At 72.8% G+C, this 13648-nt stretch carries 4 protein-coding genes; all 4 read right to left on the reverse strand.

Features of this window, described 5'->3' with window-relative positions; translation table 11 throughout:
• Positions 1 to 59 precede the first annotated feature (59 nt).
• The 4 genes from ACH4TL_RS33090 to ACH4TL_RS33105 are packed head-to-tail and all read right to left on the reverse strand — an operon-like array spanning position 60 to position 13645.
• Positions 60 to 2564, reverse strand: a complete 2505-nt coding sequence (locus ACH4TL_RS33090) for an ATP-binding protein (protein ID WP_398323474.1) — start codon at positions 2562 to 2564, stop codon at positions 60 to 62.
• Positions 2561 to 5782, reverse strand: a complete 3222-nt coding sequence (locus ACH4TL_RS33095; protein ID WP_398323472.1) for a hypothetical protein — start codon at positions 5780 to 5782, stop codon at positions 2561 to 2563. Before ACH4TL_RS33095 ends, ACH4TL_RS33090 begins: the two co-directional genes overlap by 4 nt.
• A complete protein-coding gene (locus ACH4TL_RS33100) occupies positions 5779 to 9597 on the reverse strand; it encodes an AAA domain-containing protein (RefSeq protein ID WP_398323470.1) in 3819 nt (1272 codons plus the stop codon). The genes ACH4TL_RS33095 and ACH4TL_RS33100 overlap by 4 nt, the downstream gene beginning before the upstream one ends.
• Positions 9590 to 13645: an AAA family ATPase gene (locus ACH4TL_RS33105; protein WP_398323468.1), complete on the reverse strand. Its 4056-nt coding sequence runs from the start codon at positions 13643 to 13645 to the stop codon at positions 9590 to 9592. Before ACH4TL_RS33105 ends, ACH4TL_RS33100 begins: the two co-directional genes overlap by 8 nt.
• Positions 13646 to 13648 lie beyond the last annotated feature (3 nt).

A 13648-nucleotide genomic window follows, 5' to 3' on the forward strand; every position in this document is an offset into this window, starting at 1 on the left:
CTCCACCTGTTTTCGCTGTCGCGTCATGTGATGCGGGTCTTGGGTTTGGACGCAACGTGTCATGGGGCATGCTCCGGCAGCACGAGCCGCAGCGCGGCGCCCGCGAGGGTGGGGTGCGCCGACTCGAAGACCTCCAGCTCCGGTTCGACCTGCGGCGTCGCGAAGGCGCGCAGGAGTTGCCGGGCCCGGTACAGGCCTCCGCTGCGGCCCTGCTCTCGGCCCGTGGCGCTGAGGGCGAAGATCCTGCGGCCGCGGGATCCAGCAGGCAGACCCGGGCCACTGTCCTGCACCTCGACGAGTACCTCGGGGCTCTCTGTCTTCGCCAGGACCTGGACCAGGCCGGCGTCCGTGCCCGCCACCACCCTGGCCGCGTTGTCGAGCACCTCGTAGAGCACGGCCTTCAGCACGGCCTCGGGCACGCCCACACGCAGGGCGGGCGGGCACCGCACGTCCAGGATCGTGCCCGGGTACTGGTCGTGGCACTGCGCGGCCAGAGCATCCAGCATGGGTGCCAGCTCCGTGACCGACGGCTCCGCCGAACCGGCCAGCGCCGCCGGGTCCAGGTCGCGCAACTCGGCCTCCGCCTCGGCGGCGAGTGCGGCCAGCTCCTCGTCGGCCGCGCCGCCGCTCTCCGCCGACGTGAGGCGGACGAGGGCCGGTACAGTCGCGAAGCGGTTGCGTTCCCACGAGGTCCAGCCCGCCGGCGGCCGGCGTCCGTCCGGTGCGGCCACCTGGCCCGCGTCCTGCTCGTCCTGTGTGTGCGTCAGGCGGGCGAGCAGGCCGATCAACTGCTGCTCGGCCCCTGCTCGCAGCATGCGGACGACGCCGCTGCGCGGCACCGTCAGATGCTCGTCCGTCCCCTCCCCGGCACGAGCGAGCAGGCCGCGCGCCACCAGCGTGTCGACGCCCGCGCGCACCCGGTCCCTGGCCCCCGGACAGTCCGAGCACATCTCCACCAGCAGGAGGAGGTCCTCCGTACTGACCTCTCCGGTCGCGGGATCGCCGGCGGCCAGCGCCGCCCACCAGGCGGCCTCGGTGGCCGAATCGCCGCAGCGTGCCACCAATTCTTCCTGCAATGCCTGTACGAGGGCGTCGTCCCGCTGCCAGCCACCGTCCGCCCCGGACCACAGTTCGGTCCCGGCGAAGACCATCCGGTGTTCGGCGTAGCGGAGCATGCCCCGCAGCAACGCCGGGTCCATGGCCGTGCAGTTCTCCATGGCCTGCGCGACGGCGTGGTCTCCGCCGAGCGACAGGTGGGTGATCCAGCGCAGGGTTCGCCAGGCGGCGTCCGGGTCGTCGCCAAGAGTGGTGGCGAGGTCGGCGGCGTGGCCCCCGATCAGCGCCGTCACCGGCCACTGACGTGCGAGGACACCGAGCAGCGCGGCGGCGCGGTCAGTGGGGAGGACCACGAGACGCAGCAGATCACGCAGCGACAGCACCGCTGTGGTCTGGCGGTCGGTGTAGTCGTGGGCTGCGAGGTTCGGGGCGACGGCGACGTGCGGCGCCTGCTCCGCCAGTCGGTCCGGCACGGCCGTCGTGCCCGGTCCGCCGACGTACAGGTCGACACGCCCGGTCGGGTGCAGCCGGGACAGGGCCTCCGTGCCGAACAGCCCGTCGAAATAGGTGTGGTGGAAGCGGCTCGTGCCGACCCGGCGGGCCACCCCGTCCCGACCCGACCCGCCGAGGAAGCGGTTGAGGGCCTCGGCGAACGCTTCGACGGCCTCGGCGGAGTCCGCCTTTTGGAGCCGGTCGTAGGCGGCCAGCAGATCCTTGCCGCTGCTGTCGGCGGCCTCCCAGGAGGCGAACTCCGGGGGCTGCGGCGCGGCCGGATTCAGGTGGTAGTCGAGGAACCGGTCCGGGTCCCACCGCGGGTCCCACGGCGGCAGCGTGGCAGTGGATTCGGGGATGGGCGAGCCCAGCGGTTCACGCTTCAGCAACGTCCGGGCGGCGACCAGTTCGCCGGCCTCGATCAGCGCCTCGACCCGCTTGGCGGTGGGCCCACCGTGGGGGGCGGCGGCGTCGGCGGCCTGCCGGTCGAGCCAGGTGCGCAGCTCCACGGTGACGGGCTCCACCCGCTGCGACAGTGCCGCCGCCGCCGCGTTCAGAGCGCTGTCGGCAGCGGTCTTGCGGGAGCGGGCGCGCGCGGCGAGAGCGGTGACGTCGACGGCGTCGAGGGTGACGCCGGCCGCGGCGGCGCGGCGCTCCAGGTCCCGGATGCGCTGGCGCACGTCCTCTCCCGCAGCGGCCCGTGCCGACTCCAGCTTCCGCCCCAGCGCCTCCTTGTCGTGGGCGCTCAGGTCCGGGCAGTCCGTGCGCACGTACGCGGCGGCGTCGAACTCGCCCCGCTCCAGCAGCTCCTCGCACACCGCACGGGGCGGCTTGCCCCCGGCGCGGGAGAGGACGGCGCGGGCCAGCCCGGCGTCATCCGCCGGGTGGTCCGGTTCCCGCTCCGTGACGAGGTCGACCAGTACGTCCGGGAAGCGGAAGCGACCGGGCCAGGTCTGCAGCAGGGCCCGGTCGATCCGGACCACGGGAGCGTCGTGCACCGTGTTCTCCTGGCTCATGCCTCTCCCTTTCCGACCTTCGGCAGCACGGACAGGATCTCCAGCAATGCCTTGGGCGGACGGCAGGCCGGCTCGCCGAGTGCTTCGGCCTCCGACAGCAGCTGGTGCCAGTCGCGGTCGAGGCGCCGGGCGAACTCCCGCTGCCGGGCGGTGAGCACGGGCAGCCGACCGGGCCGCTGGCCGCCGTCGTCCACGGAGAGGGCTGTCAGTTCACGTGCCTCGGCGAGGAGTTCGGCGACCTTGCGGGCGTACGCCATGTGGTTGCGCCACTCGATCTTGCGCACCCCCAGCCGCACCGCGAGCTGATCCAGCACGGCTCTGACCTCCTGCTCACCGCGCGGCAGCGCCAGGCTGCCCTCGGCAGCGGGAGCGGGCGGCGACCCCTGGCGGGCCGCCGTCCGGAGCAGCGCCAGCATGCCGTCCGAGTGGAACAGCGCACGGTGCAGCTTCTCACCGTCCTGGAAGGTGAAGCGGTGCGTGATCTGCATGAAGTCGTCCAGCTCGGCCGCCAGCCGGGCCCACCGGTCGCGGGTCTCGGCCAGCTTCTCCTGACGCGCCGCCCATTCCCTGGCATCGTTCAGCGGCAGTGGTACTGGTTCCTCGCGGAAGCAGCCACGGGCCGCGGCGCCCAGACGCGTCCACGCCGGGGGCAGCTCACGGCCCGGCCCGTCGCCGTCCAGCAGGACATCGCAGACGTCCACACCGGTGGCCCCGCCCTGCAGCAGCATCTCGGCGATCGCACCGACCAGGGCGACCGTCCGGTGCTCAGCCGGGGCGGCGTCGAGCTCGATGGTGCTCGCGTAGAGCTGGTAGCCGAGCGGTCCGTGTTCCACGGGTACGGCGACGGCGGCCAGGTCCACGGACATCCCGCCCGGGCCGCCGAGTAACGGCGCCAGCAGGTACGCCTCCATGAAGGCGCCGCGCGCCCAGGCGTCGTGGAGCAGCCAGCGCGCCCAAGCCCGGCTCTCCTCGCCGCCGTCCGTGCCGCCGCCCAGCAGCAGCGCTGCGGACCCGCGGCGGAGGACTTCCGCGGACTCGTCCCGGGCACGGCGGTTGGCGAGCACGGTCCACGGGTCGTCGGCCACGGGCGCGGTGCCCAGCGCTGGCAACGGCGGCAGGTAGGCCGGCAGCTCCGTGGCATCGCCGCCGTACCAGTCGGGCATGCCCAGTTCCCGGGCGAACTCGGCGGTGAACGCGGTGCCGACGATGTGCAGGCCCAGCTGGCCGGGGGCGGGACCGCGCGCCGGGTTCACGGTCCGGCGGCCCAGCGGGTGGTGGCTGCCCACGACCACCTCGTGGTCGCTGAGGATCGCGCGCGCCCGGGCCCGAGTACCGCGCATGGTCCGCTCGCGGGTCAGGCGCTTCTGCAGCTCGGTGTACCGCCCGTCGACTCGGTGGGCGTCCTTGCCGACCGGCGGGTGCTGCAGATGCACCACCACGCCCTCGTCGCGCAGTTCGATGAGCCGCTGCGCGAGCTGGCCCGCACACGCTTCGGCCTCGGCCCGGTCGTCCAGGACGGCGAGCCGTTCGGTGGCGCCGGAGACGAGGCGCTGCGCCAGGTCCGCGTACATGCCGTCCCAGACGGCCCGCACCACCGGCGCGCCCCGGTGGAGTTCGTCGACAGAAGCGCGCAGCCGCTGCAGCAGTCGGCCCCACTCGGCCCCCCAGGCGGTGCGGGACGCGGCGGCGTCGTCGTCCCACTTGTCATCCAGCAGCGGAAGGGCGACGCGGTGGCGTCCGGTGTCCGGCGCCGCCTCGCCGAAGCCCTCACGGCGTCCGAAGTCCGCGGGCGCCAGGGCGATCTCCCGGGCCTTCTGCCAGTACGGGTAGGTCCGACGGGCCCAGCTCAGCAGATCCGTCACGCACTCGGGCGGGGTGCCGCCGCCGTCGAGCGGCTCGATCAGCACGCCGGAGCCGGTGTCCTCCGACAGGACGCTGCGCGACCCGACGTACGCCGACCGGTCGTCGCAGACGACCACCGAGGCGGCACAGCAACTGCTGCGTTGTTCCAGCAGGACGTGCCCCGAAAAGCGCGCCTGGAGGTCGAACAGGGCGGTGGCCACCCGTGACTCCAGCTTCGAGTACGGGGTGCCGCCCCACAGGAACACCAGGGTGACCCCGCGTTTCGCGGCGAGTTCGAGAGAGGGCAGCATGGGGTGCAGGGCGTTGTACGAGATCTCCGGCAGCCCCAGCACCACCTGGTGGGTGGCGTCCTCGATCAGATGGGACACCACCCATCCCACGCCTGCTCCGGCGACCACACTGCGGGCCGAGCAGCGGCCTCCCTCGGCCTCCTCCAGCTCCTCCAGCACCTGCAGCGCCGCAAGGCTCAGGTCGTCGTGCAGGGTCGGCACCCGCTCGTCGGGGGCGCTCGTCAGCTCCACCGCCAGGCCGTCCAGGCGCCGCATCGCCACGCGCAGGCTCTCGGAGCGGCCCTCCTCCAGGACCTGACGGCCTCTCAGTAGTTTGACGAATCTGCTGTCCGGCCGGTTGTGCACCAGCTCCGTGACCCGGGACTGGAACAGCTCCTGGGCCCGCCGGCCCCAGCCGGGCGGGGGCTTGACGGGCACCGCCGTGAGCAGACCGGTGCCCGGGTCCCGCTTGACGAGGGTCTCCACCGTGCGCCATCGCACCGCCTGCGGCGGGCTGAGCACCGGGTTCGCGAAGGAAACGTTCAGCACGCGGCTGCGGTCGTGGTCCACGTGGTTCTGGATACGGTCGTCGTCGTCCGTACGGTCGTGGGTGACGGCCTGTCGCACGGCGCGCAGGAGTTCCATCTGCGGCAGGTCGTCCTCCGAGATGCCTTGGGCGAGTGGCATCTCCAGCGCCCCCTGGGGTACGCGCTCGCGGCCGTGCTTGAACGGCAAGACGGTCGCGGTCACCGGGTCGAACAGGAACCTGCGCGACTGCACGCTGGTGGCCAGCGCCGCCTGGCCCTCCTGGCCGCCGAGGACCGCCTCTGCGGCCTGGGTGCTCTCCAGGGCGTGCGTGGCGAAGTCCACGGCGAGGAAGCCCCGGCTCCACAGGCCGTGCACCACGTCCAGCATCAGCCGGTGCGGCAGGGAGAACAGGTCGCCCAGCTCCCTCACCGTCCGGCGACCGCCGGCCACGGCCTCCAGCAGGAGCGCCTCCAGGGTCGAGGCCCCGGAGTTGGCGCCGAACTCCACCCGGAGGGTGATCACCCGGCAAGGGAGAGCGATCAGCGTCGTCTCGGTCACGGAGCCTCTCCTGCCGTCGTGCTCGCCGGAGCCGGGTCGGCCTCGTCGCCGGTCTCACCCGGGTCTACGTCCGGCTCCTTGGACGTCCGCGCGGGGATCTCCGCCACGACGGCCTGCTGTGCGGGAATCTCCGGCTGTCGTACGGGGACGAGTGCCGCCGCGTCCCCCGCGCTGACGATCTCCCCGGTCGACGCGTCGACGACGCGCCCCACCTCCCGGAAGACCTGGATCGCCTTCTGCCAGTCCGTCCCGCCGTGCCGTTCGAAGTGGTCCATGTTCCCGACGACCACGAGCAGGCTCCGGGCCCGCGACAGCATCACGTTGATCACGTCGGGCTGGGCGGTGTGGCCCACGTTCCGCCGGGAGTCCGCGCCCCGTTCGGTGCTGCGGACGAGCGAGACCACCACCGTCTTCGCCTCGCCGCCCTGGAACGAGTGGACGGTGTGCACCCGGCCGTCCAGGAACCCCTCCTTCAGCTCCTGCACCTGGCGGCGGTACGGCGTCAGCACCGTCAGCTCCTTGGGGTCCCTCCGGTCCGCCAGACCCATCGTGCGCACCAGGTGCTCGACCAGCTTCACCTCGCCGGGGTTCCACCAGTAGCCGAGGTCGCCGCAGTCGTCGCACCGGGAGGTGTCGAGCCACACCAGCGGCGCGCCCTTGAGGTAGTACGGCTTCGTGTGCCGATGGACCTGACGGAGCTCCGGGTCGGGCTTCAGGAAGGTGCCGTCCGGGTCGTCCTCGGTGACCGCGGGGTAGAAGGCCCTGGCGAACGGCAACGAGATGTCCCGGTGCATGCGGAACTGCATGTCCAGGACGTCCACGGGATGCCGGGCGTCGGCGGCGTCGCCCGGGGTGTGCCCGGCGAAGAAGCGCCGGAACAACTGAACGAACTCCAGGTAGCTCTCGCGCTGTTCGAAGTGCAGGCGCACCCGCTCGTGCTGGTTGGAGCCCAGGCTGTCCAGGAAGGCCTCCACGTCCTGGGCCCGGTGCGGTCCGAGCTGCAGATAGTCGCCGATCAGGGTCCAGCGCACTCCCAGCGCCAGCGGGATGACGATCTCGGTCGGCCAAGCCTTGGCCGCCTCTTCGATGATCACCCAGTCGAACATGTCGGACGGGTCGCGGATCTCGTCGGTGAGGGTGCCCGCGATCGAGCAGGTGGCCAGCACGATGTCGGCGCCCGACTTGATGCGCTCGGTCAGCTCCACCGCGATGTCCCGGGCCAGGCCGGCCCACCGGGCCATCAGGTCCTCCTCACCGGGCCGTGCCCCCTCATGGCCGTCCGCCACGCGCTGTTCAATGTGCTGGACCAGGTCCTGGGCGAGGGCTTCCGCGGTGTGGCGGCGCAGAGCGGGCGGCAGGTCGTGGCGGTCCCTGGCCTTCGACAGCTCCCGCAGCACCAGGATGGAGCGGTCGTCGATCTTGGGCTTCAGCTCCTCGAGGATCTTGTCGGCCAGCTGGTCGAGGGCATCGTTCGACTGCGCGCTCACCAGCACCCGGGCCCCGTACTCACTGTGCAGGAAGTTCCGAAGGGCCCGGGCCACCACGGTGCTCTTGCCCGAGCCGGGCGGCCCCTGGAGGGCGTAGAAGGGGTGCAGTTTCAGCATGTCGGCGATGATGTCTTCGGCCCTGCCCCGCAGTTTCTTCTCCTTGCCGCCGTCGGTCAGGGTCGGGGCGCGGCCGCCGCGCAGGGCGATGGACCGCGGCTCGTACAGGGTGCTCGCGAGGCCGGCCTTGTGGACGAGCGAGTCGTAGCCGCGAATCTCGCGGCGCAGTTGGACCTCGCTGCCCCGGTCCTCGTCGGGTCGCAGCCAGCCCACTTCGGGCAGCTCCCGCCGCCCGAACGGCGCCTCGACGACGAAGGAGTCGACGCCCAGTCGCTCCTTGATCCGTACCTTGAACGTGCGTTCCGCGTAGTAGGGCCCGAGGAAATGGGACTCGTCGTCCTTGTTGCGATCCTCGGCGAGGACGAGCTGCGCGAACTCCGTCTCCGCGAGCAGCTGGTACGCGAAGTCGCCGAGCGGGGGCCTGCGCCGCCGCCCGGGGGCCGCGTACGCGGTGAGCAGGGGGTCGCCGTGCAACCAGCGACGGTCGCGGTCCCGGTCGTGGGTCAGAACGAGTCTGCCGTCGTCCTTCACCAGCCGGTAGGGGTAGTTGCGGGCCTTCAGCACGATGCCCCGATACTCCAGCATGAACGAGAAGCCCCGCAGCATCTCCTGCACGCCGGTGTCCCGCAGGACCCGTTCGGTGGTGACGGAGCTGGTCAGGGTCTCCCAGGAGGGACGGTCGGCCCGCTCGTTGTCGAGCGACTTGCCGAGATAGAACGGGACCAGGTCGAATCTGCCGATCCGCCGCCGTGGCCAGCTGTTCAGCAGATCGCCCACGTACCGCTTGTCCACCAGGTACTTGATGACGAGCGTGTCCTTGTGAGTGGCGATACGGCGGCGCATCACCGACTCCTGGTACAGGTACGCGCAGAACCACACCGCCTGGGCGCCGATGAGGACCCACTCCGCCTCGGCCAGGGCCTTGCGGTCGCCGTCCTGGACGTAGCTCGCCGCGCCGCCTGGGCAATGCACCAACTCGGCCTGCCTCAACTCCTGTTCCAGGAAGTCCTGCAGTTCCCGGCACCCCTCGGCGGTGTCGGTGCGGTGGTCGGTCCAGCCCCGGGTCTCGTGGATGGTGCCGACGGACTGCTCGGGCATGAAGGCCACCAGCCGGGGCCGCGTGGACTCCCCCTCGGCCTCGCCCTTCGGCTCCAGGGCGATGGAGACGGCCGTCCAGTGCCGTTGCAGGGCCGCGGACGCCTCGAAGGAGGAGCTGCGGCTAGTGGGGGACGGGTCGAGCATCTCCAGCAGGGCCGTGCGCAGCGGGCGGGGGAGCCGGGTGTCGACGTTGAGTTCGCGGCGCATCGCGGAGTGCAGGCGCACCAGGACGCTGGGCAGTTCGTCGGGCTCGGCCCGTTCGACGGCCGCGCACTCCTCGGGCAGCCGGTCGGTGAGGGAGTCCAGGAACAGCTCCCAGCCGAGGACGCCGAGTCCGAACACATCGGTGCTGCCGTGGTCGAGGCGGCGCGACCGTACATCGCCGAAGACCGATGGGTACGTCTCCGGCGCGATGTAGGCCAGATGTTGTGCGAGGCTGACGCCCGGCGGCGGGGTGTGGAACAGGGCCCGCATGGCCTCGTCGTACTTCTGCCTGCCCTGGGGCCCGTTGACCGCGTGCAGCAGATTGTTGAGGAGGGCGCTCAGTTCGAACCGGCCCAGGGAGAGGGACGCCTGCGACTCCTTGCCCAGCTCATAGGTTATGCGGATGGCGGACAGGGTCAGGTTCCGGTGCACGATCCGGGTGCCGTGCAACTGGCTGAGAGCCTCGACTAGCAGGCTGAACTGCTCGAACGCCACGACCGGGTAGGTGGTGGCCCACTCCCGCACATCGGGCCAGCCCTCCTCCGGGAGCGGCCTGCCGACCTGTCGGGTCATGACGAACGCGACCTGGTGCGACGGGTCGAACCTGCCGTCCTCGATCACCGGCAGGGCGGGATGCCCGAGCATCCGCAACCGCAGCAGGTTGCGGACCTCGTGCTCCCACAACTCGCCGACCACGCCGTCGACCTGGAGGAAGAGCGACACCTCACGGTTGCGCACCAGGTTGGGGTGCGACAGCACGAACCGGATCAGCCTGCCCTTGATGACCTCCTGGTAATCCCCGGCGAGCGTGTACGGCTCCTCACCCTCGGGGGCGTGCGCCGCCTCGTTGCCGGTGAACAGCTTCTCCAGCACATCGGTGATCTCCTCCGGGCCGATGTCGTCAAGCATGCGTGTCCTCCGTCCCCGCGTCGTCGCCCCTCGACGCGACGGCTCCGATGGCGAGTACGACGATCCCGTCGTCGGTGGTGACGGCCAGCCGGCCACCGGACAGGGCCGTCAGCCGAAGTCCCGGGGCGCCCAGGCGGATACGGTGCACGGGCTGCTCGGAACCGGACGGCTCTTGGCGCCACACCAGCACGACACCGTCCCGGCCGAGGCTCGCCCACGGGTTCCCGCCCCGCCCGCCCTCCAGCGCCGTCCAGCCCATGACGCGGCTGGTGTGCCACTCGGCGACGCAGGAGGGACACCCGTAGCCGTCGGGCGGCGCGTCCGCCGGGAGCGAGTCCGGCGGCACCCGGCCTGTGAGGTCCTCGCCGTCCGCGGCCCGCAGGACGCGGACGGCCGGCCCCCGAGACACGGCCGGCGGCGGGCCGTCGGACTCGCGGACCACCAGGACCTCCGTGCCGTCCGCCGTCCTGTGCCGCTGCACCCGGGTGACATGGGCCCACCGCGTGCCCAAGTCCGCACCGGTGGCGGGCCCGGGCACCCACAGATGGACGAGCGGGTCCCGCCCTGCCGCTGTCGCCAGCACGGTCCCGCCGTCCGGCCCGCGCAGAACGGCCGTCGCCCTGGCCCGAGGGACGCCGCCGCGCGCCGGTTCCGGCGGTCCGCCGTCCGGGCCCAGCACCCGCACGGTGCCGTCGGCGTCGCCGACGACCAGCGTGTCGCCGCGCCGGGCGGGCAGCACGGCCAGCAGGGGAGCCTGCGAGCCCGCCACGTCCGGCGCTTCCCGGTCGGTCGCGGCCAGCAGGAGGACCGCGCCGTCCGACTCGGTCACCCGCCAGAACTCCACGGGTCCCTCGTAGGCGGCGGTGGACAGCCGCAGCGCGCCGTCGGCGTCCGTGACGGCGGCGAGGGCCATCAGCATCCGGTGAGTATGCAGTACGGCCAGGCGTGTGGGCTCGGGACTGCTCACGTCCCACAGGACCAGTTCGCCCGACCGGTGGGCCGCAGCCAGCCACTGCCGTCCCCCGGCCGAGGCCAGCGGCGTCAGACCGACCACGTCCCCGGAAGCGACCGCCGGTATGACCTCGGCGCGCCGCCCGTCCGCGCCGAGGAGCGCGAGGTAGCCGCCGTCACCGCCGAGCGCGAACCGCCGTGTCCCGTCGGGCAGGACGGCCACGACCCGCACGACCTCGCCGGCCGTCGTCACGGTCAGTCGGGTGGGCCGGTGCTCGTGGCCGGTGTCCCACAAACGCAGCGTGCGGTTGTCGTAGGCGGCGAGGAGCAGGCCGGGACCCTCGTCGTCGGACCGATCGCCCAGCGCGGCCAGGGCAGTGACCGGGCTGTCGCCGCGCAGCAGCAGGGCGGGGAGGTGGGAACGCCACGGCTCCCACACCACCACGGCGCCGTCGAGCGTGCCGGTCACCAGCCACGGGGCCGTGGCATGGGCAGTCAGCGCCGATACGGCGCCGTCGGCGCCAGCGAGCTTCAGATGCGGGGGCAGGATCCGCAGCTGTCCCCAGCACACCTCCCAGGCGGCCTCCGCACCGGCGGGATGCAGCCGGCCGGTCGCGCGCAGCCCGCCGAGCTGGCGCAGCCCCGGCCGGTCGGCGGGCTCGGACGACTGGATCAGATGGGCGGAGGCCACCGTGCCCAGCACCTCGATCGGCAGATCGGCGGGCGTGATCACGCCGTCCCCACCGGGAACCAGGGCCAGGGCGCTCAGCCCGGCCACGGGCAGCAGGTCGAGCACGGCGGGCCGGCCGGCCAGCTCCGCCCAGCCGGCGGCTCCGCAGTCGGCCGCGTACTCGGCGAGCCGCGTCTCGAGGTGCGGGCTGAGCGGCTGCCCGGCGGAGCACTGCCGCGCCGCCAGGTCGAGCAGCGCGGTCAGCATGCCCAGACGCTCCTCGGGCGTGCCGGCCGCCAGGAGCTGTTCGGTGTAGGTGCGGTGCGCCAGTCGGTAGACGCTCCGCCGGTCCTCCCCGTCCAGCAGGACGTATGCCGCCGCCCGGCCGAGGAACAGCGACAGCGCCTCGTCAGTGGGAGGCCGCTCCCATCCGGCGACGCCCGAGGCCGCGTGCGCCCAGATGCCGTCGGCACGGGGCAGACCGCGTCCCTGAGCCAGCGCCAGGGCCCGCAGCAGTGGTCCGGCCGTCGGCAGCCCCTCGGTGATCCGCGCGACGGCGGCCCCGAACAGCCCCGTCCGGTCGCTGGCGAGGAGCCGCTGACGGGCGGAGCGCGCGGCGCTTTCGGGAGCCAGCACCCGCGGCCGCTGCTCGATCTCACTGACGGCGAGGGCCGCCTGCAGGAACTCCCAGGAGCCCTCGCGCACCAGGCGCTCTACGGACTCGCGGACCGTGCGGACGACCGTCCTCCGCCACGCGGCGTCGCCGATGGGATGCTCCCTCAGAACGCGTTCCACCCCGTGAGCCGTGTACGCGGCGGCGGCATCCGGATCCGCGGCGAGTTCCAGCACACGGGCCCGCCCGGTGGCGCTGCCCAGGACGGCCCGCAGGTCGATCCGGCCGCCGGGCTCCTCGGCGTCGTAGGGGGAGGACCGGGTTCCGATGAGCAGCCGGACACCGGTGACCTTGGCCAGCTCCCGCAGGAGCGAGGCGACCTGGAAGGGTTCGCGTGCCTCGTCCAGGGCGTCGGCGAGGATCAGCGAGGGGACAATGCGGTCCGCGAGGGCGGGGGAGGCGGTCAGCCGGCGGCGGAGGGGTTCGAGGGGGTCGTGGTCCGGGCCGCCCGACGCCGCCACCGCCCGTATGTTCTCCGTCTCCGCGCCCAGGACCTGTGTGAGCTGGCGTACGACGTCGGCCGGGGTGCTCCCTGTGAGCCGCAGGACCGCCCTTACGCGCACAGTCGCCCACGCGGGGTCCCGCCCCTGTCGTAACCGCCTGAGGATCTCGCCGAGCAGGGCCGACTTGCCGGTGCCGGGCGGTCCGCTGACGACCAGAACCGGCGGCGCGTCAGGGGCGGCGCACCAGTCGGCGACGGCAGCCAGGTCCGCGGTACGACCGGTGAAGTCCGGCACCACTTCGAGGAACCCCGTCCCGTCCCCGGGGTGGACGCCCGCATCGTGCGTCGCTCCTTCGTCCGCCCCGGACCACGAGTCGGCCTCCTCCTCGTCGACCATGCGTTGTCGGCGCTGCTGCTCCGCGACGGTGACGGCTCCGTCGAGGGGAACCACGTCCGCCAGCCGCAACGGCAGCTCCCGGGAGGTCTCCTCCCCGACGAGTTCGGCGTAGGAGACCTTGCTCTTGAGGTGGCATTGCAAATCTCGCAGGGTGAACACCTCGTCCTGCCAGGTCTTGGTCGCGAGGTAGCTCTCCAGTGCCCTGCGGAACGTCCCCAGGTATCCCTGAGCCGCCGCCTTGCCTGTGGCGACCAGCAGCAGCGAGCACAGTTCGGGCGCCCGGGAATCCAAGAACCTCCCGTGCACCTCCTTCGCGAAATTCTTCGAGTTGCACGCCTCGATCACGACGATCGCCCAGTGGCCCTCCTCCGTGTCCCGGCGCTGCTGTTCGGCGTGGAGGTAGTAGGCGAGCATGTCCGGTGTGACCCGGGCGTTCCGCCGCTTGTTGCCGGCATCGGGCACGAGCAGCGCGGGGCCGGTGTTTCCCTGAACGCCGTGGCCGAACCAGAGCAGCACCGAGGGCCCGGCCGGGTGGTCCCCCCACTCCCCGGCCCACCGGGCCAGCGCCTCGTCCGCCTCCGCCAGCGACATCAGGAGCCGTTCGCCGTCCCCGTCCCGCCGCGCCGCATCCGTCTCCTGGGACAGCGGCGGTACGGCCGTCCCGCCCAGCCGGTCCAAGACGGCCACGACCCGGTCGGCCTCGCCCGCGGTGTCCGCGTCCGGGTAGCCCAGCACCGGTCCCGCGGCCAGGGCGTGCACCTCGAAGGACTCGGCGACTTCCGTCTCGTCGTGGGCGGGCGTGCTGACGTGGACGACGAGGGGGGCGTCCGCGCGCAGCCGGGGCCCCGGGGCGCCCGCGGTGCCGTCGTACGGGGCCCCGGTACCGGGCGACGGCGCTACGTACTCCCCGGCCATCGC

The sequence above is a fragment of the Streptomyces sp. NPDC021115 genome, assembly GCF_044333065.1.
Classification (GTDB): domain Bacteria; phylum Actinomycetota; class Actinomycetes; order Streptomycetales; family Streptomycetaceae; genus Streptomyces.

Coding starts and splice junctions, on each gene's coding strand:
- ACH4TL_RS33090 (WP_398323474.1), bottom strand. CDS start 2,564: ATGAGCCAGGAGAACACGGTGCACGACGCTCCCGTGGTCCGGATCGAC.
- ACH4TL_RS33100 (WP_398323470.1), bottom strand. CDS start 9,597: ATGCTTGACGACATCGGCCCGGAGGAGATCACCGATGTGCTGGAGAAG.
- ACH4TL_RS33105 (WP_398323468.1), bottom strand. CDS start 13,645: ATGGCCGGGGAGTACGTAGCGCCGTCGCCCGGTACCGGGGCCCCGTAC.